20 protein-coding genes, 1 other RNA gene and 1 pseudogene are annotated in these 21601 nt (G+C 36.7%); 5 read left to right on the forward strand and 17 right to left on the reverse strand.

Annotation, left to right across the window (positions count from 1 at the left end; all coding sequences use genetic code 11):
* The first annotated feature begins 83 nt into the window (after window positions 1–83).
* The 4 genes from IGI87_RS08700 to IGI87_RS08715 all read left to right on the forward strand — a co-directional run bounded on the left by IGI87_RS08700 (window position 84) and on the right by IGI87_RS08715 (window position 2919).
* Entirely contained in the window at window positions 84–1361 is a 1278-nt protein-coding gene (locus tag IGI87_RS08700) for a replication-associated recombination protein A (RefSeq protein WP_113794295.1), read from the forward strand.
* A gap of 72 nt (window positions 1362–1433) precedes the next feature.
* Window positions 1434–1627, forward strand: a non-coding RNA gene (gene ssrS, locus IGI87_RS08705) — 6S RNA.
* A gap of 7 nt (window positions 1628–1634) precedes the next feature.
* Window positions 1635–1967 carry a hypothetical protein gene (locus tag IGI87_RS08710; RefSeq protein WP_113794297.1) on the forward strand — a complete coding sequence of 111 codons (333 nt, stop codon included), beginning with the start codon at window positions 1635–1637 and terminating at the stop codon, window positions 1965–1967.
* Between the two features lie 478 nt (window positions 1968–2445).
* Window positions 2446–2919, forward strand: coding sequence for a universal stress protein (locus IGI87_RS08715; protein ID WP_104854105.1), 474 nt, complete (start codon window positions 2446–2448; stop codon window positions 2917–2919).
* A gap of 111 nt (window positions 2920–3030) precedes the next feature.
* Here IGI87_RS08715 and IGI87_RS08720 read toward each other — a convergent pair whose 3' ends face one another.
* The 17 genes and pseudogenes from IGI87_RS08720 to IGI87_RS08800 all read right to left on the reverse strand — a co-directional run bounded on the left by IGI87_RS08720 (window position 3031) and on the right by IGI87_RS08800 (window position 20453).
* Window positions 3031–4218 carry an acetate/propionate family kinase gene (locus tag IGI87_RS08720; protein WP_438736689.1) on the reverse strand — a complete coding sequence of 396 codons (1188 nt, stop codon included), beginning with the start codon at window positions 4216–4218 and terminating at the stop codon, window positions 3031–3033.
* Between the two features lie 24 nt (window positions 4219–4242).
* The gene (locus IGI87_RS08725; RefSeq protein ID WP_438736691.1) at window positions 4243–5250 is read right to left on the reverse strand and encodes a class I SAM-dependent methyltransferase; all 1008 of its coding nucleotides are present in this window, start codon (window positions 5248–5250) and stop codon (window positions 4243–4245) included.
* Window positions 5251–5378: 128 nt separating this feature from the next.
* Window positions 5379–5732 carry a competence type IV pilus minor pilin ComGG gene (gene comGG / locus IGI87_RS08730; RefSeq protein ID WP_104855170.1) on the reverse strand — a complete coding sequence of 118 codons (354 nt, stop codon included), beginning with the start codon at window positions 5730–5732 and terminating at the stop codon, window positions 5379–5381.
* Window positions 5729–6166, reverse strand: a complete 438-nt coding sequence (gene comGF, locus IGI87_RS08735; RefSeq protein ID WP_438736693.1) for a competence type IV pilus minor pilin ComGF — start codon at window positions 6164–6166, stop codon at window positions 5729–5731. The genes comGG and comGF overlap by 4 nt, the downstream gene beginning before the upstream one ends.
* The gene (locus IGI87_RS08740) at window positions 6156–6482 is read right to left on the reverse strand and encodes a type II secretion system protein (RefSeq protein ID WP_280210800.1); all 327 of its coding nucleotides are present in this window, start codon (window positions 6480–6482) and stop codon (window positions 6156–6158) included. The genes comGF and IGI87_RS08740 overlap by 11 nt, the downstream gene beginning before the upstream one ends.
* Window positions 6448–6894: a competence type IV pilus minor pilin ComGD gene (comGD, locus tag IGI87_RS08745; RefSeq protein ID WP_317095153.1), complete on the reverse strand. Its 447-nt coding sequence runs from the start codon at window positions 6892–6894 to the stop codon at window positions 6448–6450. The genes IGI87_RS08740 and comGD overlap by 35 nt, the downstream gene beginning before the upstream one ends.
* Window positions 6891–7166: a competence type IV pilus major pilin ComGC gene (comGC, locus tag IGI87_RS08750; RefSeq protein ID WP_002356991.1), complete on the reverse strand. Its 276-nt coding sequence runs from the start codon at window positions 7164–7166 to the stop codon at window positions 6891–6893. Before comGC ends, comGD begins: the two co-directional genes overlap by 4 nt.
* Window positions 7166–8212, reverse strand: coding sequence for a competence type IV pilus assembly protein ComGB (comGB, locus tag IGI87_RS08755; protein WP_438736695.1), 1047 nt, complete (start codon window positions 8210–8212; stop codon window positions 7166–7168). Before comGB ends, comGC begins: the two co-directional genes overlap by 1 nt.
* Window positions 8169–9137, reverse strand: coding sequence for a competence type IV pilus ATPase ComGA (comGA, locus tag IGI87_RS08760; protein ID WP_438736697.1), 969 nt, complete (start codon window positions 9135–9137; stop codon window positions 8169–8171). The genes comGB and comGA overlap by 44 nt, the downstream gene beginning before the upstream one ends.
* Window positions 9138–9376: 239 nt before the next feature.
* The gene (locus IGI87_RS08765) at window positions 9377–10705 is read right to left on the reverse strand and encodes an APC family permease (RefSeq protein WP_438736699.1); all 1329 of its coding nucleotides are present in this window, start codon (window positions 10703–10705) and stop codon (window positions 9377–9379) included.
* 290 nt (window positions 10706–10995) lie between these two features.
* Window positions 10996–12069, reverse strand: a pseudogene (rlmN, locus tag IGI87_RS08770) (23S rRNA (adenine(2503)-C(2))-methyltransferase RlmN).
* Between the two features lie 124 nt (window positions 12070–12193).
* Window positions 12194–14023, reverse strand: coding sequence for an ABC transporter permease (locus IGI87_RS08775; protein ID WP_438736701.1), 1830 nt, complete (start codon window positions 14021–14023; stop codon window positions 12194–12196).
* Window positions 14013–14762, reverse strand: coding sequence for an ABC transporter ATP-binding protein (locus IGI87_RS08780; protein WP_002381711.1), 750 nt, complete (start codon window positions 14760–14762; stop codon window positions 14013–14015). The genes IGI87_RS08775 and IGI87_RS08780 overlap by 11 nt, the downstream gene beginning before the upstream one ends.
* 117 nt (window positions 14763–14879) lie before the next feature.
* A complete protein-coding gene (locus IGI87_RS08785) occupies window positions 14880–15581 on the reverse strand; it encodes a GntR family transcriptional regulator (protein ID WP_104855161.1) in 702 nt (233 codons plus the stop codon).
* A gap of 130 nt (window positions 15582–15711) precedes the next feature.
* Window positions 15712–18135: a DNA translocase FtsK gene (locus tag IGI87_RS08790; protein ID WP_280210809.1), complete on the reverse strand. Its 2424-nt coding sequence runs from the start codon at window positions 18133–18135 to the stop codon at window positions 15712–15714.
* A 172-nt stretch (window positions 18136–18307) separates the two neighbouring features.
* Window positions 18308–19519 carry an NAD(P)/FAD-dependent oxidoreductase gene (locus IGI87_RS08795; RefSeq protein WP_438736703.1) on the reverse strand — a complete coding sequence of 404 codons (1212 nt, stop codon included), beginning with the start codon at window positions 19517–19519 and terminating at the stop codon, window positions 18308–18310.
* Between the two features lie 28 nt (window positions 19520–19547).
* Window positions 19548–20453, reverse strand: coding sequence for a prenyltransferase (locus IGI87_RS08800; protein WP_438736705.1), 906 nt, complete (start codon window positions 20451–20453; stop codon window positions 19548–19550).
* 121 nt (window positions 20454–20574) lie between these two features.
* Here IGI87_RS08800 and IGI87_RS08805 point away from each other — a divergent pair, with 121 nt between their 5' ends.
* Window positions 20575–21555 (forward strand): polyprenyl synthetase family protein, encoded by a 981-nt coding sequence (locus IGI87_RS08805; RefSeq protein ID WP_002360015.1) that lies wholly within the window; start codon window positions 20575–20577, stop codon window positions 21553–21555.
* The last annotated feature ends 46 nt before the right edge of the window (window positions 21556–21601 follow it).

Here is a 21601-nt window from a genome sequence, read left to right on the forward strand (position 1 = left end):
CATCTAAAAGCCAAAAACCACCAAAAAGCGAATGTACGTTCTTTATGTTATAATAAGATGATTATGAAAAAGGAGGTCCTTTTATGCAACAACCTTTAGCCTATCGAATGCGACCTCGTCACTTAGACGAAGTAGTTGGTCAACAACATTTAGTCGGCCCTGGAAAAATTATTCGTCGGATGGTCGAAGCCAAAATGCTTTCATCGATGATTCTTTATGGGCCGCCTGGTACTGGTAAAACCAGTATTGCCAGTGCAATCGCTGGTTCAACAAATTATGCCTTTCGCATGTTGAACGCGGCCACAGACACCAAAAAAGATTTACAAATCGTTGCTGAAGAAGCCAAAATGAGTGGTACAGTGATTTTACTGCTTGATGAAATTCACCGATTAGATAAAACAAAACAAGATTTTTTGCTCCCTCATTTAGAAAACGGACGAATTATCATGATTGGCGCCACTACCGAAAATCCTTATATTACAATTAATCCTGCGATTCGTAGTCGCACGCAAATTTTTGAAGTAAAGCCATTAACGGAAACAGACATTCATCAAGCGATTCAAGAAGCCTTAACCGATAGCACACGTGGTTTAGGCGATTATCCTGTCCAATTAGAAGAAAAAGCATTACAACATTTGACACGTGCAACGAACGGTGACTTACGTAGTGCGCTAAATGGACTAGAATTAGCTGTTAAATCAACACCCAAAAATGAACAAGGCGAAATTAAGATTACCTTACCGATTATTGAAGAGTGCGTGCAACGAAAAGCCTTAACGCATGATAAAGATGGCGATGCCCATTACGACGTGATTTCCGCTTTCCAAAAGTCGATTCGAGGAAGCGATGTAGATGCTGCACTTCATTATTTGGGTCGCTTAGTTGAAGCAGGTGATTTACCGATTATTTGTCGTCGTTTAATGGTCATTGCTTACGAAGATATCGGTCTTGGGAATCCTGCTGCCGCCGCTCGGACGGTCACCGCTGTTCAAGCCGCCGAAAAGCTAGGGTTTCCAGAAGCTAGGATTCCTCTAGCCAGTGTCGTCATTGATTTATGTTTATCGCCAAAATCAAATTCTGCAGTCACAGCGATCGATGCTGCTTTGGCAGATATTCGACAAGGCTCTGTGGGAGACGTTCCTGATCATTTGCGTGATGCCCACTATGCTGGAGCCAAAGAATTAAATCGTGGCATTGGTTATCAATACCCACATAATTTTGAAAACGGTTGGGTCAATCAGCAATACTTACCTGATAAATTAAAAGAGGCACGTTATTACGAACCAATTGATATTGGTAAATATGAACAAGCCTTACATCAGCAACTCAAGCGTATCCAAGAATGGAAACAGAAAAAATAACAAAATAATACGCTTTCAAAAAAAGAAACAATCTCGTTGCCGATTTTGAGAGAGTATGCTATTATAAAGATGGTAAATCTGTGATGTACGCGTTGTCCTTTCACTGTGTTGACCGAACATTTTTATTGATATCTAGGGATCCTGCTTGTATCAAAGTTGGTAACATGCCTTTTCTTTTGGTAGTTCAATACTGCGATCGAGGAACCCACCTGCTTATCTTGCGGGTTCAATACTCTAGGACGATTACCGGCATCGACGGATTTTACCATTTTTATGAAGATTTCTAAACAATTTGCTCTGGCAAGTTGTTTTTTTTTGGAGGACAAGATGATTCGTATACTCGTACTATTACTCGCCGTTGTCACAGGCGTAGCCAGTTATTATTTGATGAAGAAAAGTGTAGCTTTTTTACCACTCTTAAAAAAAGAAACTGCACCAGAAAGTCAACAGTTTATCGAACGTTTTGGGCGTTATTACTTGATTATCGCCATTCTAGGCGTTCTAGCGGCTATTTTTAATCGCCCGTTATTGTCAATTGGTTTTATCTTTTTTGTTTTATTGCTTTCAACGTTATTTAGTTTAACTTTTGCAAAAAAAATGTCATAAAAGACGATGAATTTAAAGAGCCTGGGACAAAAATCACTTTGAATTTTTGTTCCAGGCTTAAAAATTGATAAACGGCGGGAACAGAAGCAACACTACGCGTTGCTCCGATCTCAACAACTTCTAAGAGCTAAAGCTCTAAGAGTTGAAGGTCCTTCGGAAATAAGCCGAAATTGTTGAAAATCACGAAGAACGTAGTGATTCGATGATGAACAATACCTACTTGGTCTCCAAAAATTATAGAACAATTTTCGGAAATTCCTTCTTATTGCTGAGAAACACTATTTGCAAAGCAAATAGATGTTAAACAGTACCTACTTGGTTCTCGGAGTTAAACATTTCTGTCCCGACCTCTTTTTTTACAAAAAAATGCCAATATTCAGAAAAAAAGAAGCGGTTTCAGTTTCTTTTTTTCTTTGTTTGTTTTACAATTATTATAGAAACAATTAATGATTTTTTTACGCTGAAAGGAGCGGTTATTATGTTACAACAATATCAAAAAATTATGATAGCAATCGATGGTTCTGACGAAGCAGACTTAGCCTTTAAAAAAGCGGTCAACGTCGCTAAACGAAACGATGCTGAATTACTATTAGCACATGTTGTTGATACGCGCTCTTTCCAATCAGTGTCCTCTTTTGATGGTGCGCTAGCAGAAGAAGCAATGTCAATGGCAAAAGAAACCTTAGACACCTACCAACAACAAGCGGTGGATATGGGACAAACAAAAGTCTCCAGCGTTCTAGCCTATGGTTCTCCTAAGAACATTATTGCCAAAGAATTACCAAAAGAATACAACATTGATTTAATTATGTTAGGAGCAACTGGATTAAATGCCGTTGAGCGTTTATTTATTGGCTCTGTCTCTGAATCGGTTATCCGTAACGCTAACTGCGATGTTCTCGTTGTACGGACGGATTTAGACAACAAATTACCAAAAAATGAAGAAAAATAAAAAATAAAAAGAAACTGAGCCAACTATCACTTTTGATAGTTGGCTCAGTTTCTTCTTATTTACCTATTAAGCACACCTTGTGAGAGCGTCTCACAAGGTGTGTTCGTTTAATTATTTTAGACGTTCTACGTCACGGGCAATCATTAACTCTTCGTCAGTTGGTACTAATAGAAGCTTGATTTTTGAATCATCCGTTGAGATAACTGCTTCTTCACCGTGTACATTATTTTTATCATCATCGATTTCACAACCAAACCAAGTCATGCCATCAATAATATCTTTACGAACGCCAATAGCATTTTCACCGATTCCAGCAGTAAAGACAATCGCATCAACGCCATTCATAACAGTGACATAGCTACCAATGTATTTACGAATACGATCGATAAAAATGTTGTATGCTGTTTGAACTTCAGGTTTATCTAGGTTTGATTGAATATCGCGCATGTCGCTTGATAAACCATTTGTTAAACCTAATAAACCAGATTTTTTGTTTAAAATATCAACCATGTCTTGCACATCAGTCAAGCCAAGTTTTGTCATTAAATAAGGCAATAGTGACGCATCAACATCTCCTGAACGAGTCCCCATTGTAACACCAGCAAGAGGAGTGAAGCCCATCGATGTATCGACTGATTTACCACCATCAACTGCAGTGATTGAAGCACCATTTCCTAAGTGACAAGTGATAATTTTTAAGTCTTCAATTGGACGACCTAACATTTCTGCAGCACGTTGAGAAACATAACGATGACTTGTTCCATGTGCCCCATATTTACGAGCAGCAAATTTTTCATAGTATTCACGTGGTACACTATATAAATAGTTGTGTTCTGGCATTGTCGTGTGGAACGACGTATCAAAGACTGCCACGCTAATGATTTCTGGTAAGATATGTTTAAATGCTTTAATCCCCATCGCATTCGCTGGGTTGTGTAAAGGCGCTAATTCAGATAAAGCTTCAATTTTTTCTAATACTTCGTCTGTAATAACAACAGAATCTTTAAATTCTTCTCCACCAGCAACTACACGGTGACCCACACCAGTAATTTCATCATAAGAACCTAAAATGTTTAAGTCGATTAATTGGTCTAGTAACATTTTTACTGCCACTTCATGATTATCAATATCAACAATTACTTCATATTTTTGTCCTTCACCATATTTAATTGTGAAGATAGAATCTTTTAAGCCAATACGTTCAACGATTCCTTTAGCGATCACTTCTTCATTTGGCATTTGGTATAATTGCCATTTTAAACTTGAACTACCTGCATTAATTGCAATTGTTTTAGACATAATTTTCTCCTCTTCGTTACTATTTTATTTTAAATTTGAAGCTTTCCAAGCTTCAAATTGTTTAAAGAACTCCGTTACTTTATTGATATCTTTCAAAGAGGCAAGTTTTGCTAACAAAACTTCCTTCACTTGCTCAGCATCTGCACCCTTGTTTTGAACAAGCAAGATACTTTTACGTGATTGTTCTGACTTAAACAATTCATCAGGTAACTGTATCATTCCTTGTAAATAGACGTTTTTCGTCAACCAATTTTTAAAGAATTCACTTTGCTCAGTCTCTAAAATATTGGTTGGGATTAAGAATAAGCCAAACCCTGCTGGCTTCACATATTTCATAGCTTGCTCCATTAATAAATGATGCGCATAACTATGGCCTTCCTCAGCAGCAGCAGCAAATCCCTTTGCTCGCTCATCATTTGGATAATAGCCAATCGGCAAGTCACTTAATGCTAAATCAACTGGATCCAATAACAAATCTTGCAATCCGTCTTGATGGAACAACTGAATATTGGCTTGTGACCAAGCATTGTTCACAGAAGATACTGCCAAAAGTGTTTCATCGATATCCACACCATAACCAGAAACTTTGTAACCAGCTGTTTCAAGGTTCAGCAGAACCGTTAACAGTAAATTTCCCATTCCTGAAGCAGGATCTAAAATTTTTAATAGCTCTGATTTATTTGTTAATTGTTCTACTAAATAAACAAACAAAAAGCCAATACCGTCTGGCGTCAATTGATGATTTGCTTGAAGCTGCTCTTTTCTCGTGCCTTTTAACAAAAGTAATTGGGACAAGCGTCGCACATCTTCAGGAGCTAAATCAATTTTTTTAATCGTATGATACAGCGTTTCTAATTGTTTCACTGTCTCTGGATTAGGTACTCCGTCAAGTACTCGTACTTGAAAATCATCTAAAATATTTTCACCATTCTCAATATACGCATCTAAAAAAGAAGTATCCAATGACTGTTGCAATAACTGGATTGCTTGTTCCATTGGCTCGAAAGCCTCTTCAATTTTTTCTGGGAACAAATTAGCACCTCTATTCTATTCAAAATGTAACAACTTCCATACCTGTTTTATTTTAACGAAAAAAGAAAGAATAATCAATGCCTTTACTGTCTTTCTTCTAAAATCTAATAATTTGTAGAAAAACAACGCTACTCCAGGATTGTTTCCGCTTTTTTTGGATGAGAAAATCTCTCTTGGTATTGGTATTTCTGACCAGATTTGTTTAATAAAACAGTTATTCTTAATTGTTCATTTTTGTATGTATAATTGAGGGTTACTTGCTCATATACGAGCCTTTCGTCTGTTTTTAACTTTCGTCTATTTTGTTTAACATCTGCAAGAAATAAATGAAGGATACTTTTCACTGTATAGTATTCCTGTGTAGCTTGCGTAAATTTTTGTGTTAACTGACGTTCTTCTAGTAACTGAAGGGTGAGAAAACTCATCAAATAAACAAATGCCATGGCCGTGAATAATAAGTTTCCTGAATATTTTTGCCTCATTGTAATTCTCCTTTTATCGGAAAAAAACTATCAAATGTTTTTCCAGAAGTAAAAGTAACTTCCAAAGTAAACGATTGCCCTTCATTTTTAAACTGTCCATTTTTGATACCGATTAACAGCGGCTGATATCCTTTACCATTGACTCGCTTAATAATTTTATCTTCTTTGATTTGAATTGAAATAGTCTTGTTTGTTTCTGAATCGAGGAAAGAAATCTCTTGAGCAGAGCCTGTTTGGAAAGCGAGCTTTTGACATTCATTTTCTAATTGAATTAAAAATATATGCCAGGATTTCGAATCATTGTTTTTCAAATATTGATTTCCGATAAAACTTTGTTGAATCATCAACTGAAACAATTGACACATACAACTTAAAACGACTAGTGCCACTAAACACTCTAACATCGTAAAACCCGCATATTTTTTATTCACCAATCAAAATCGCTCCTCTTGAATCTGTGACTTTTAGTATCCTTCTTCCCTCGTTTTCCATCAAAGAAAATTTGTAAGTTTCTCCTTGATATATCCGCTCTTTAAAACGTAGATCCCCCGTCTGCTCTAAAAACAAAATTGCTTCGTATCCTAGACGAGTGCGCGTTAATTGTTGCTCACGTTGATAATTTTGCTGAATTAATTGTGTAATAGTCAGAGATAATATCCCTGCTACAACACATACAATACTAAAACTAACGAGACTCTCTAATAAAATAAAACCGCTATAAATAGTTAATTTTCTTCGTATATTTACCACTCCCCATCTGAAATTGTAAAATAAGTTGCTGTTTCTTTTCAGTCCAAGTAAAAATATATTTCACTAAACGGCCATTGTTCCCTGAAGAGTGAAGAAAACTGAGCTTGCTTGGACCAATCACAGTCATTTTTTCAGGTACAGCTAGCGAAGTCCTTCCAGCCGATTGGCTCAATTTATCAGGAAACGAAAAGCTTTGTTGCTCTTCAAAAAACCAAACTTCTTGTGTTTCCTCTAAAACAATTGCTTGCTGTTGCGCAAAACGAAGTTGTTTTTCTATCGTAGCTAGAAACTGTTCAATTTTTAACGTCTCTTGCCAACGGTTAATAGTGAGTGTTGGGAGCATAGTCATAAAGCAAACAATCGTCAAACTAGCAAGTGTTTCCATTAATGTGAATCCTGCAGACTTGTTCATTGCTTTTCTGCTGTATATTTATCTAACTGCTCTTTAGTAATATAGCCTTCGTTGACTAATTCATTTAAGGAAGGCGTCTTATTTTTTTCTAGTGTATAGAGCTCGATTTGTGATTCTACAATTTTTACGATTGCTTCATTGCCTTTTTTATCAACAGTTTCTTTATGTTTTGCTAAGTTAGGGACAAAAAGTAAAATCAATACGGAAATAATCAATAAGACAATCAACATTTCTAATAATGTAAAACCTGCGTATTTCTGTTTCTTTTTCATTATAAAACTCCTTCCATATTGCCATAAATAGGCAGTAACATTGCACCATAAACACCGATAATTAAACAAGCAATTACGATAAAAATAAGTGGTTGAACAAGAGTAATAACTCGTTCAATTTTTTTGAAAAAACCTTGAAAACAGACATTACTATAAACCATCAACTCCTTACCTAGTTTTCCTTTCACTTCTCCTTGTTGAATCATTAAACCCAATGCTTTTGTAAAAAAAGGATAAGCGGCTAATTGTCTATGTAAGGTTTCACCAACTAGCAGTCCTTCACTAATTGCTTCAGCTAATTCTTTCATTAAGGGATAATTGGTGGTGTGTCGCATCAAATCAATGACCTCTTTCATTTCTAATCCTTGTGCGAGCAACTTCCCCCATTCTAGTGCAAAAAAAGCACTGACGTATTCCCGATAAAGACCGCAGATAATTGGCAATTTCAGATAAATGAACGCCCGCTGAATAGCAGATTGATGCTTCAAATAACGATTTAAAATGAAGAAACTAAATAAGAGGACAAAAAGTAAAGTAAACAGAATGTACGGACTGTAAACAATCAGAAGAATCCCAATATTTTTAGAGAAATTATTGGCACTATTTTCCATTAATTGGGGCAATAAAAATTGTCGAATACCAACAATGACGAGAATCAAAAAAACAATCAGGAGCAACGGATAACTAATTATTTTATAGAACTGTTGCCGATATTTTTCCGTTTGAAAAAAATGTTCGGAAATCGCTTGTAGTGTCCCTACCAAATCACCGTGTGCGGTAGCAAACGATAATTGAGCCGAGACCATTGTTGAAAATCCTAATTGTTCTACTAAAGCTTGTAAGGCAATACCTGAGGAAAAACCTTCGACTAAAAAAGTTATACTGTGCTGAGGTAACGCGTTTGATTTTTTCATGAAGGAAAAACTTTCTTGTATATTAAAACCATTTGCAAGTAAATCTGCTAATAGTTTCAGAAAAAGCTGCTGTTGTTTTTTTGTTAGTTTATTCGACGGTTTGGAAATACGTTTCTTCTGTAATAAACCCATATGCCCACGCCTTTCTTAGATTCTTTTGCCAACTGCTCTTTATAATGGCTTCCTTAAAGAAGAAATAATCATAAAGAATTCCCGCTACTTCTTCCTTATTAATCGTGGTTGTCAAGATCTGTTGATAAATAACACCTTGCAAGCATTCACTCAATTCATGCTCTGGGCCACCTAATTCTATCAAACGGCGTTGCACCCCCAATAAGTTGCGCGCATGAATTGTCGCAAAAATAGTATGACCGGTTAAGGCGGCTCGAATAACTGCTTGAGCCGTCTCACTATCACGAATTTCACCAATAATCAAAATATCAGGATGATGTCGCAAGCAGACTTTGATTAAGGCTTCGTACGTTAACTGAATTTTTTCATTTGTTTGCAACTGTAAAAACTGCTTTTCCTCAATTTCAACAGGGTCTTCAATTGCTATCACTTGTTGTTCGCGACTTCTTTGTTTAGCCACACGATACATGGTTGTTGTTTTCCCCGAACCAACTGGTCCACTGAATAAATAAAGTCCGCGTTTCTGACAAGATGCTTCAATTTCATTCAGTTGGTCGGGAAAGAAAAAATGTTCAGCTTGTTCACCAAATCGATGCAAAAAGCGAATCACCAAGCTCTCTCGATTCTGAAAATCCCCCACAGATGATAAACGCAAGCGTTGCTTTGTCTCGCCAATTAGATAAGTTGTCGCACCTAATTGTGCTTTTCGTCTTTCTCCGACATCCATGCCGCCTATAAATTTAAAGTGGAAAATTAGCTTTTCACCTATTTCTGCGGAAATTTGTGTGTAAGGTGTCCGTTGCATCCCTGTCCGAAAAGAGATGGCTATTTCGTTATCATTGGGTAAAAAATAAACGTCTTGCGCTCCATGAAGAACGCCCCATTCAATTAATTGATGAGCCAATTTTTTTACATTTTCAGTCATTTATTTCCTCCTCTCACTAATAAACTACGCATTTATTTTATGATTTCAGCAAAAAAAAGAACCTTCACCAATAAGATGAAGGTTCTTTTTTTGAAGTTTGCGCTGTCCATCTATCTTCCCCAAAATAGTGGAACTACTAGACACTTAGTATTATACTAAAAAAATCTGGCTTTTAGTTTTCAAAAATTTCTCTGAATCACAAAATCTTTGAGAAAACTATCAGAATCAGATCGGATCGTTTACGTTTTTGGCTTCGTTTTTTGTTTATTAACTAAATAAACTGGAATTCCTAAAAGCGTAATCCCAATCCCAATCAATGCTAGAAAAGGCTGTGTAATACTTGTTGTAACCAAGATAAAGATACCACCTAGACTCGCGATAATTGGAATAATTGGATAGCCAGGAACTTTATACGGTCGTTTTAATTCAGGTTCTCGTTTTCTTAAAATAAAAACGGCTAAGAAAATTAATAGATTAAAAAGCCACATAACAAAAACTAACATATCCGTCAATAAATCGAAGGTCCCGAAAAACATCATAATAACGGCTACGGCTAACTGAAAAATTCCAGCTACGTAAGGAACAACAAAGCGTTTAGACAACTTTTGAAACTGGCGACTAAAAGGCATCAGATTATCTAAGGCCAAGGCATAAGGAATCCGAATTCCCGTCATTGTGTAACCATTTAACGCACCATATACAGAGATTAAAATCCCGATAGTTACGATTTTACCACCAATTGGTCCAAAAATAGCCACAGAAGCATCCGAAGCAGCGTTTAAATTTCCAGCGATTTGCTCAATTGGTAATGTTTTTAGAAACACAAAATTAATTAAGGCATAAATTAAAGTAATCAATAACAAACCAAAAATAATAGCTTTAGGCAAGTCTCTTTCTGGTCGCTTCATTTCACCAGCCACATTACCCACACCTAGCCAGCCATCATAAGCAAACATGGTTGCAACTAAGGCACCACTAAAAGCAACTAAAAAGCCAGTATTCGCTGTTGTTTCAATGGGAAAAAGCGAAACCGCTACCTGCCCTGGAGTAAATAATCCTACTAAAGAAATCAAGGCAATTGGAATCAGTTTTACCACCAATGTCGTGGATTGGACCAAAGAAGCAATTTTTGTTCCTAATAAATTAATTATCGTGATACTGGTTCCAGCAAGAACGGCAATCGGTATCAATAAATTTGCCGATAGATGAAACAAGTTGATTAGTTGTGTACTAAAAATAATGGATAACGCCGAAATGTTGGCAGGATAATAAATAATACTTTGTGCCCACCCTAACAGAAAACCAGCTAGTTTCCCATATGTATATTCAATATACTTCACTGCGCCACCTGTTTCAGGGATTGCTGTAGCAAGTTCGGCGCTAGTTAATCCTGCACAAATGGTTAAGGCACCACCTAATACCCAAGCAAAAATAGCTAAACTAGATGACTGTGCGTGTCCAACGACACTCGCAGCTTTAAAGAAAACGCCAGCGCCAATCACCGTACCCATTACCGTGGATAACGCACCAAACGTTGTTATCTCTCTTTTTAATTGCTTTTTCTCCATAGACTCCCTCATTTCATTTAAAATAAACAAGCGTTACAAAATTTTCACTTTCTTGAAAAGATAACGAAAATAATAGCTGTTTTCATGAAAAATTCTGTGACGATCTCTTTTCAGTATAGCTATTTCTTTTAGAATTTCAAGTTTGAAAACTACAAAAAGAAAATTTGTCATAAAAGTTTTAGAGCATTCATCTTTTGTTTATAAACAAAAACTGAGGAAGCGACGATTTTCCATTAAATAAACGAAAAATCGGATCAAAAAGAAACCTTTTTGATCCGATTTTAACTACGTTATTGGTTTTTGACTTTTTCTTTTTTCATTTGTTTACTACGTAATTGTCCGCAAGCCGCATCAATATCTGTTCCGTGCTCTTTACGAATAACACAATTGATGCCATTCTTTTTGAGTACATCATAAAATTTTAATACCGCTTCTTTAGAGCTTCGGCTATATTGATCGTGTTCACTCACCGGGTTATATGGAATCAGATTAACATAAGAAAGTTTTTTCTTATTCCGTAGTAAATCTGCTAATTGTTGGGCATGTTCTGGTCGATCGTTCACTTGACTCAACATAATATATTCAAATGTAACACGCCGGTTGGTTTTTTCAATATATTCATCAATTGCTGCCATTAATTTTTCAATTGGAAAACTACGATTAATCCGCATAATTGATGTACGGACTTCATTGTTAGGAGCATGTAATGAGATTGCCAAGTTTACTTGTAGTCCACTGTCCGCAAATTCACGAATTTTTGGCACTAAACCACTTGTTGAAACTGTAATATGGCGGGCACCGATGGCCAAGCCTTTATCATCATTAATCGTTCGTAAAAAGTTCATGACATTGGCATAATTATCAAATGGTTCACCAATTCCCATCACAACGACATGGCTAACACGTTCATCCAACCCACGTTCATCGAAATAGTGTTGTACCCACATAATTTGGGCAACAATCTCGCCAGCAGTTAAATCTCTTTGTTTTTTTAATAGCCCACTAGCACAAAATGTACACCCGATATTGCAGCCAACTTGAGTGGTCACACAAACAGATAACCCATATTCTTGACGCATTAAAACTGTTTCAATCATATTTTTATCTGGTAATTCAAATAAATATTTCACAGTACCATCTTGCGCTTCTTGCACAATGACTTGTTTTAATGGATTTAATGAAAAATTTTCTTCTAATAAAGTCATCAACGATTTAGAAATGTTCGACATTTCACTAAATGAAGCAACACGTTTTGTATACAACCATTCCCACACTTGTGTTGCGCGAAATTTCTTCTCGCCATGGGCTAAAAATCAGTCCACAAGCTGTTCTCTTGTCAGTCCATAAATGGATTCTTTCTGCATTTCTTTTCCTCATTTCTGCTATTACATTCGCTTCATAACTATAACGTATTCTCACTTTGAATGCAATATCACGAAGATCCTCAAAAAAAATCGTTAAGCGTGCATGCTTAACGATTTTTTATAATTAATCTTTCACTAAGTGATAAACTTTCTTGAAGTAGAACGTTCTGGCAATTAAATAGTAAACGACCTGAATCAATAAGAAAACGCCTAAAACTTCCCAGCCAGCTAATTGCATTGGCTGATCTAACACGGCATACATTGCTTTCAAAGCAACAGCTCCATGAATAAATGAAACAACAATTGGGGTAAAGAATAAAATACCTACTTGTTGGTAAATCATTTTCTTCAATTCTTTTTTCGTCAAACCAAGTTTGTAAATCATCTTGAATTTTTCAACGTCCGTATTCATATCACTGTATAAACGGAAGTATAAGAAACTACCAGCAGAGACAAAGAACACGATACCGATGAATAGTCCGACAAATAGAACTGGTGTATAAAATTGTGTAATGGCTGCAATTGTAGCCGTTGTTCCTGTTAACATTGGGTATTTATCACCAATAATATTTTCAGCATCAATTAAGGTTTCTTTATCTGTGCCTTCTTTTGGTTGCCAAATTGTTTCTGTTTCCTCTTTGATTCCATCTGTTGAGGTACTATCTGGGATAACAACCACACCGCCAAAAGTCGGTAATACCTTGGTTTCTTCTGTTTTTCCAATGTTTAAAACTTGATCATTTCCCAATTGAACAGATTTAACATCTACTGATGCAGCAGAAGGAGCATCTTTTTGTACTAAATTAACTACGCTATTCCCAGTAAACGTTGGTTCGTCAATCATTTTTGCTAACTTATTATATTCAGATGTTTTGATCAATTGGATGCCAGCACTTGTTTTGTACATTGTGTAATCAACCTGATCAAACTGAATATTTTTTTCTTGGAATGTTTTTGTCGCAAATTGTCTCATTTCTTGATTTTCTGGGTTGGAAGAATCAGACAATGTCAATTCGTATGGTACAGAACTTATTCCTTTAAAAATCATTTCATTCACGCCGTATAACGTTCCAATGGCAGCAAAAGCGACTGTTGAAATCACTGACACCAAGAAGAACGAACGCGCATTATCTTTCATGCGGAAAGCCAAATCTGATAAAACGACCATATTAGTTTTTTTCCAAAAGATTTTTGGTTTCCGTTTTAAACGTTCAATGACAGAAACACTCAATTGGTCAAATAAGAATTTTGTTCCTAAAATAACTAGGAAAATTACTGGGAACATCACCATTAAAACTAGTTGTCCCTTAGCAACTAAAGCAATTCCATAGCCGACAACTAAAAGCAACACGGCTAAGAAGGATTTAATTTTAGAGCTTTTAATTTCACCTTTACCCATTTCACCCGCTTTTAGTAACTCTTGAAGTGTCGCTTTTGGCAAGCGGAATTGAATAAAGAAAGAAATTACTAAGAACAAGACCGCAAACGAAATGACAGTAATGATAAACGGCATCACTGGTAAATAAAAACCTAAACCTAGATGCATTAATAAATTGCTAATCCATAAAATAAACTGTGAAAACCCAACACCTAAAATGCTACCAAAAATTGTAGCAAAGAAACCAATCACTAAGTTTTCAATAAAAATCATTTTCTTCAACTGTTTCGGGCTCATCCCTTGAATCATCAAGGTTCCAAATTCTTTTTTCCGAGATTGGATAAAGACATCCATCGAGTATAAAACGAACAAGAAAGAGAAACCATAGATAATAATTGCCGCAGCCGTCATTCCCATTTGTGCTTTAGGATTTAAACCATTAGCTAAGGCTGGGTGAAAGACAAAACCAGTGAATGTAAAAAAGATCATCACAGAAAACATTGTGCTTAGGAAATAAGCCAAGTATAAATGCTTATTTCGAATCGTATTTCTTATAACAAACTGATTAAAATTCATTATCGACACCTTCAATCTCAGCCAGTTTCACCATAATTAAATCGTAGAACTCTTTTTGATTGCCATTTTGGACAATTTCATCAATTAATTCACCATCTTTAATAAAGACGATACGCTTGCAATAACTTGCGGCTAGCGGATCGTGGGTCACCATTAAAATCGTTGCTGCCTCTTCTTCATTTAATTGTTGTAACAAGCCCATCACATCCTTAGATGATTTCGTATCTAAGTTTCCTGTTGGTTCATCGGCCAGTAATAATTGTGGATGATGAATCATTGCCCGAGCAACGGCGACCCGTTGTGCTTGTCCACCAGAAATTTCTGCAATTCGTTTTTTCAACAAATGATTGATACCTAAACGCTCACTTAATTCTGCTAATTGGCGTTTCATTACAGAGACTTTTTCTCCATCAAGCGTCAATGGCAGAATAATATTTTCTTCAACTGTTAATGTTGGCATTAAATTAAAGCTTTGAAAAACAAATCCTAATTCTGTACGACGGAATTTAGCAATTTGTTCTTGATTCAAATTATTTGGATTTTTTCCATTTAAAAGTATTTCACCGTCTGTTGGACTATCGATTGTTGCCAATAAATTTAAAAGTGTACTTTTCCCACTTCCAGAAGGCCCCATAATGCCAATAAATTCACCATCTTGGACAGTTAAATTAATCCCTTTTAAGGCTTCATATTTAATTTCGTTTCCGTAAACTTTTTTCAAATTTTGTACTTCTAACATATTTTCCACTCCTATTCTTCTCACTCATTTAGTGTATCGAAAATGAAAAAAAACGACAATAGAAAAGAATAACAATGAACTTACATTACTGTAAGTGCACTGTTATTCTTTTAAAAGTTACGCTTCATATTCAATCACATAAGGATGAATCTTCGTATTATAAATAGCTTCTGAATATTCTACGCAATGACCTGTTGGGCTTAACGAACGCCGAATTCTTTTTAAGCCCGTTGTTTCAGTTGTTTGCAACATCTTTTGTTCTTCTTCTGTCAAAGTTGCAACTTCAAACCGGTCTTCAAATTTATAAATTTCAATGGCATGACGATCCATCAAACGATATAAGGATTCTTCTTGGTATTCAATCAATGATACGTCTTTCATGGCAGCTGGCAAATAGTAATTAAAATAAATATAGGGTTGTTCATCGATTAGATATAACCGTGAAAGGTGAACCACTTCTTCTCCTAAAAATTGATAAGCTGGCATCTCTTTTGACAATGTCAAGTTTTCAACTTGTAAAACTTTTTTAGTTACTTTCTGACCTGACTCATTCAAAAATTCAGTGAATGTCCCTGCTTTTGATAATTTATTGTAGGGCCGATTGCTTAAAACAGTTGTGCCCCGGCCACTTTTTTTCTCAACAAATTCTTCCGCTGCTAACATTTCGATTGCCCGTCGAATCGTAATTTTACTAACGTTAAACATCTCTTCCAATTCTGTTTCTGTTGGTAAAAACGTTCCTACTGGATACTTGCCACTCAAAATATCTTCTTTAATCTGATCTGCTACTTCTAAATAAAGCACGCTTTTTCTTCTCATGATACGCTCCCTCCCAACCGCACTATTCCTTTCTATTTTACCAGAAAATGATGATTATAACATGATGCTTTGCTGAAATTATAAAAAAAGAACAAAAATAGATAAATTTATCTATTTTTGTTCTTTTTGTTTATTGTTCCGGTGTCTCAGGCACTACCTCTTCTGATTCCGCTTGTAAAAAGACTTTTCTTGGTTTACTACCTTCTGATGGTCCAATAACTCCGTGTGCTTCCAATTCATCCACTAAACGAGCCGCACGATTATAGCCAATTCTAAAGCGTCTTTGTAGCAATGAAATACTAGCTGTTTGCATTTCAACCACCAAGTTTTTTGCTTCTTCAAATAACTCATCTTGAGGAGCTTCGCCACCGCCTGAAGTGGTCGGTTCATCGGTTGGCATCATGCTTTCTTGATATTCAGCTTCTTGTTGGTCCGTTACAAACGCAACCACTCGTTCGACTTCTTGATCAGAAATAAAGGCCCCTTGGATGCGGATTGGTTTATTTTCTCCCATTGGTAAGAAGAGCATATCGCCTCGACCTAATAGTTTTTCCGCCCCATTGGTATCAATAATGGTACGCGAGTCTGTCCCACTTGAAACCGCAAAAGCCATTCGAGAAGGAACATTTGCTTTGATGATTCCTGTAATGACATCCACACTTGGCCGTTGTGTCGCTAAAATCATATGAATGCCCGCTGCTCGTGCCATTTGGGCTAAGCGGATAATCGCATCTTCGACTTCGTTACTTGCCACCATCATTAAATCAGCTAACTCATCAACAATGACAACAATAAATGGCAGAATCGGACGATTTTCGCCATCTTCCGCATTTTTCTGTTGAATTAATTGATTGTAACCAGTAATATTTCGGACGCCTGTTGCTGCAAATTTTTCATAACGAAATTCCATTTCTTGAACTACTTTTTGCAAGGCTTGGGCCGCTTTTCTCGGATTAGTAACCACTGGCGTTAATAAATGAGGAATCCCGTTATACACATTCAATTCCACCATTTTCGGGTCAATCATCATTAATTTTACTTCATGGGGTTTCGCTTGCATCAAAATACCTGTGATGATGCCATTGATTGCAACCGATTTCCCACTCCCTGTCGATCCCGCAATTAATAAATGCGGCATTTTTGATAGATCCGCAGTTTGAACCATCCCTGAAATATCTCGACCTAAAGGTACTTCTAATAGTTTATCTGGATGACTTGGTTGTGCCTCAACAATATCTCTAAAGGATACTGTACTAATTGCACTATTAGGAACTTCGATCCCAATTAATGATTTTCCAGGAATCGGGGCCTCCATACGAACATCTTTGGCGGCAAGCGCTAAAGCAATGTCATCCGTCAAGTTAACAATTTTGCTAACTTTTACCCCAACAGCGGGTTGAACTTCAAATTTTGTGACAGATGGTCCTAAACTGGCTTTGACCACTTTAGCATCCACGCCAAAACTCTTGAAGGTTTGTTCCAAGACGCCAATATTTTTTTCGATTTTTTCATATTCACCACTTTGATCCGTTGCTTGAATTGTATCTAACAAATCAGTTGGTGGTAGTTGATAATCACGATCTTCCGCTTCTTCAGAAATTTCAAATTCGAGAACACCAGCTTCATCTGCCGCTTCCTCTTCCTGCTCTCGTTGCGGTTTTGTTGCTGTAATTGGCGGTACAGGCATCGCCTGATTTTGCTGTTGAAACGAATCAATTTGAACAGGCGTTGGTGCGGCCGGTTCTTCTGCCATTGGTTGGTGGGTTTCAACTGGCGTTTTTGTTAAGCGCTCGGCTGCCGCTTGTTCCATGCGTTCCTGCTCTTGTAATTTTTGTTGGGCAGCGGCTTCAATTTTTGCTTGGCGTTCTGCTGCTTTGGCTTCTTTCTTCGCTGCTCGCTTCGCCTCTTTTTCTTCTTGTCGCGCCTGTGATTTTGCCGAAACATGGCTTAGGCGATCTTGAATACTTTGGAAATGATCAACAATTTGCTGAAAATCCCACATACTCATCAAGAAAATCCCCGCTAACAGTAGCAATGTAGCAATTAAATAGCTACCAAATTGTGCCACCAAAAAGTACGTTCCTTGATAAAACAGTGCGCCAATCATACCGCCTCCTACGTTTTGCGTCACTTGGTTGGCTTTTAAATCGCTTTGTAAAAATTCCCAAGTATTACCTAAAATATCTGGTTGACTGCCACTAACATTCCGAAACATAAAGGCATGTAAAAATAACAAAATACTAATATAAATCAGAACAGCGCCAAAAATAGGGCGCCCTCTTTTTAACGGAAAATCTTTCCCATAAATCATGACTAATAAGCCATACAGGATTAGTAAAATCGCTGCAAATGGAAAGGTATTACCTACGACTAAGCGTAAACAATTCGCTAATAACGTGCCTAAAAACCCTAAGCGAAAGAGTCCAAAGACACCGAATAAAATAAAAATCAGGCCAAGAAACATATAATTTAAACGTTCTTGTTGTTGCTGTTGTTTTTTGGTCTTTTTCTTTGTCGTACTTTTTTTCTTATTTGTTGCTCTTTTTTGTGCCATTTAACTTCCCTCTTTCCATCACTTCTCATTATACATAAAAATGGAATCGAACAAAAGTGCCCACCTCATTTTACTTGAAAAATCATGGAAATTTTTTAAAAACTTTCATTTTAAGAAAAATGGAACAATAGTCTCTTGACCACTGTTCCATTATTTCTTATTTTGCTGATTCTTAATGGTATAAGTCGAAACGACCTTTAGCCATCATTTCTTTGGCGCCACCTGTTTCAAAGAGCGCTTTGTTCATGATAATTTTTTTCATGAATGAAGCTGGGTATCCTTTGATGTCTGTTTTACCCACGATTCCTAAGGCACGTGTATTTCCGACAGAACAAACAGAACCTTGTGATTTGAAGCTGAAAGGTTTAGTTGCTTCCCCTTTCAATTGTGCTTGAATATTTTTTGCAGCATGAGCGCCCATTTTCAAGGCGATTTGTGCTGTCGTAGGGTAAGGTCGATTGGTTTCTGTATCCATCACTGCCGAGCAGTCACCAATAATATAGACATTGCTATGGTTCGCATCTGTTAAATCTGGTTGAACCATGACACGACCACGACGAGCTTCAAATCCAGAATCGCCTACAACGTGACTTCCACTAACACCCGTTGTCCAAATAATTGTTTTGGCAGAAAGTTCTGCCAAGTCGCCTGCTTCGTTATCTTGATAAACAACTGCGCCTGGTTTGATTTCTTTAATTGGTTTACCTAATAATAAATGAATAGCTGAATCTTTTAATAATTGCACACCATAGTTCGCAAGTTTTTCGTTAAACATCGGCAATAGGCGAATAACTGCTTCGACACAATAAATTTGGATTTGATCTGCTGAGACACCTGCGATTTCAGCAAATTTTGGTTTGTTTTCAACAAGAGAACCTAATAATTCAATCCCTGTAAAGCCTGCTCCACAGACAACAATTTTTAAGAATTCTTCGTTTTGAGTTGCTTTGTATTGACGCATTTGCTCTTGGATATGTTCATACACGTTTAAAGCCGTTTTCACATCTACCATTTGTAGAGCATGTTCTTGCACACCAGGGATACCAAATGATTCTGATTCAAACCCAAGAGAAACAACTAAGTAATCATAATTGATTGTTTGGCCATCTTCTAAAGCAACTGTTTGTGTTGCAGCATCAATTGTTTTAACTGTTCCTTGGATAAAGGTGGTCATTTTTTCATCGACAACATCCATAATATTGTATGTGATTTTTTCAGCTGGTTGTGTTCCAGCAGCAACTTCATGCAAATCCGTTGCTTCGTAGTGATAGTTGTTACGATCCACTAAAGTAATTTTGACGTCTTTGGCGCCTTTTTGTAATTCGCGTAATGTTTTTAAGCCTGCGTAACCAGCACCTAAAATAACAACATGTTTCTTATTCATTTTGATTCCCTTCCACTCTATAAAAAATTTACAGCCACCACAAACCTATGGCGAAAAATAGCACTTGTGCAGTTGCTCCCACAGCTAAGATCTTCACAGCACAAACAAATGTTTTACTCTTCACTTGTTCCTTCAGTAAGGCTTGGGTTTGTTTCCGTACAAAAGGTAAAGTTAAAAGCATGAGTAACATTGTTGGCGGCGTTAATCCTAAACCGACAGCTAACAAAATGGCTAACATTGCTATTGTATTTAATCCGACGAATAATTTCAAAGAACTTGCTTTGCCAAGGTAATGAACTAATGTATATCTTTTGTTATTTTCATCTTCCTCTAAGTCACAGATATTATTTGCTAACATTAAGTTAGCAATGTAACAAGTGTTAGGTAAAGCGACTAAGAAAATCCCCCATAAATTAGCTGCCGACCAAGGGAAGACTTCAAACGTATTAATGTAGACACAAATAAGGGTAATCATGAACCCCATTGTAAATCCTGAGAAAACTTCCCCTAATGGTAGACTGGACAAAGGTTTGGGTCCTGATGAATAAAAAATACCAATTAAGTAACAATAAAGACCCATAATTAATAACGGCCAGCCAACAATGAATGACAACCCAATTCCCATTAAAGCAGAAACGAGAATCATCCAAAAAATCATTTTACGTATTAATGGCAAAGATAAATTTTCTCGACCGATAATATTCGTTTTTTCCTTATAATCATGAACTTCTGTGGCATGATGGTAATCATTATAATTATCTAAAATATCGACCGCCATATTAAAAATAAACATCGCAATGAAAAAAATTAAAACATAGCCGACATGGAGCCGCCCATATTGGTACCAACTAAAACAAATTCCTAACAAAAATGGCAAAACACTAGCCGTTTTTGCTTTTAATTCTACTAATTCAAAAAATGTTTCTCGATTCAAACTATCCCTCCGCTACTTTTTTACAAACTTTGTTACTTTTAAAACTTAATTACTGTATTTCTGTCGCCAATTCGTATACAATCAAATAGTATTGAACCACTGAAAGGATCGTAGTATATTTATGAACACATTTTGGAAATCGTTTCCTGACGTTGAACGTTCTTTAACGGAAACATGTGAACTAATTGAACAAACGTTGCATACACGCAACGAAGATATTGAAGAAGCCTTGGTAACTTTGGCTCGTTCTGGCGGCAAATTATTACGCCCCGCTTTTTTCTTTCTTTTTGCTCAACTGGGTGATGAAGAAAAACAAGAGAAACAACAACTATTAAAAATAGCTGCATCTTTGGAAATCCTACATATGGCTACGTTGATTCACGATGACATTATTGACGATTCTCCATTGCGCCGAGGCGCTGTGACTATTCAATCACAATATGGTAAAGACGTGGCTGTTTACACAGGTGATTTACTATTCACTGAATTCTTTACTTTAATTGCAGATGCCATGAATGGCTCTGAATTTATGAAAATCAATGCACAAGGAATGAAACGGTTGTTACTTGGTGAACTCGATCAAATGAGTCATCGATTTGACCGCCGTATGTCGATTCCTGCTTATTTAAGAAGTGTCAATGGCAAAACAGCCGAACTTTTTTCACTAAGCTGTCTTGAAGGGGCCTATTTCGGTCATAGTTCAAAAGAAGTCCAACGTTTAGCTAAACGAATTGGCCGCCATATTGGCATTGCTTTTCAAGTCTATGACGATATTTTAGATTATACCGCCGACACGGAAACCTTGAAAAAGCCCGCTTTAGAAGACTTGTCACAAGGTGTCTATACGTTACCACTTCTCTTCGCTTATCAAGCAGCACCTGACGTATTCAGCCCTTATTTGGATAAAGGACGTGCCATTACCTTAGAAGAGGCAGCTGAAGTTGCGGCGCTAGTCAACGACTATCATGGCGTTACAGAAGCACAAGCTTTTGCTAAAAAAGTAACCAACAAAGCAATCACTGATATTCAACAATTGCCTGATGGCACAGCAAAAGAAACCTTACTTTCCTTAACTGAGCTCTTATTACATCGTTCATTTTAAACGTTTTATGGAAGAATTGCCATTAATTGAAATAGAAAAACGACTG

The organism is Enterococcus sp. DIV1444a (assembly GCF_051712125.1).
GTDB classification, from domain to species: Bacteria; Bacillota; Bacilli; order Lactobacillales; family Enterococcaceae; genus Enterococcus; species Enterococcus faecalis.

Bases quoted from the DNA above. Each gene is read 5' to 3' on its own strand.
- IGI87_RS08700 (WP_113794295.1), top strand. From the start codon at position 84: ATGCAACAACCTTTAGCCTATCGAATGCGACCTCGTCACTTAGACGAA.
- IGI87_RS08710 (WP_113794297.1), top strand. From the start codon at position 1,635: ATGAAGATTTCTAAACAATTTGCTCTGGCAAGTTGTTTTTTTTTGGAG.
- IGI87_RS08715 (WP_104854105.1), top strand. From the start codon at position 2,446: ATGTTACAACAATATCAAAAAATTATGATAGCAATCGATGGTTCTGAC.
- IGI87_RS08720 (WP_438736689.1), bottom strand. From the start codon at position 4,218: ATGTCTAAAACAATTGCAATTAATGCAGGTAGTTCAAGTTTAAAATGG.
- comGG (WP_104855170.1), bottom strand. From the start codon at position 5,732: ATGAGGCAAAAATATTCAGGAAACTTATTATTCACGGCCATGGCATTT.
- comGD (WP_317095153.1), bottom strand. From the start codon at position 6,894: ATGAACAAGTCTGCAGGATTCACATTAATGGAAACACTTGCTAGTTTG.
- comGC (WP_002356991.1), bottom strand. From the start codon at position 7,166: ATGAAAAAGAAACAGAAATACGCAGGTTTTACATTATTAGAAATGTTG.
- comGB (WP_438736695.1), bottom strand. From the start codon at position 8,212: ATGGGTTTATTACAGAAGAAACGTATTTCCAAACCGTCGAATAAACTA.
- comGA (WP_438736697.1), bottom strand. From the start codon at position 9,137: ATGACTGAAAATGTAAAAAAATTGGCTCATCAATTAATTGAATGGGGC.
- IGI87_RS08765 (WP_438736699.1), bottom strand. From the start codon at position 10,705: ATGGAGAAAAAGCAATTAAAAAGAGAGATAACAACGTTTGGTGCGTTA.
- IGI87_RS08775 (WP_438736701.1), bottom strand. From the start codon at position 14,023: ATGAATTTTAATCAGTTTGTTATAAGAAATACGATTCGAAATAAGCAT.
- IGI87_RS08780 (WP_002381711.1), bottom strand. From the start codon at position 14,762: ATGTTAGAAGTACAAAATTTGAAAAAAGTTTACGGAAACGAAATTAAA.
- IGI87_RS08785 (WP_104855161.1), bottom strand. From the start codon at position 15,581: ATGAGAAGAAAAAGCGTGCTTTATTTAGAAGTAGCAGATCAGATTAAA.
- IGI87_RS08790 (WP_280210809.1), bottom strand. From the start codon at position 18,135: ATGGCACAAAAAAGAGCAACAAATAAGAAAAAAAGTACGACAAAGAAA.
- IGI87_RS08795 (WP_438736703.1), bottom strand. From the start codon at position 19,519: ATGAATAAGAAACATGTTGTTATTTTAGGTGCTGGTTACGCAGGCTTA.
- IGI87_RS08805 (WP_002360015.1), top strand. From the start codon at position 20,575: ATGAACACATTTTGGAAATCGTTTCCTGACGTTGAACGTTCTTTAACG.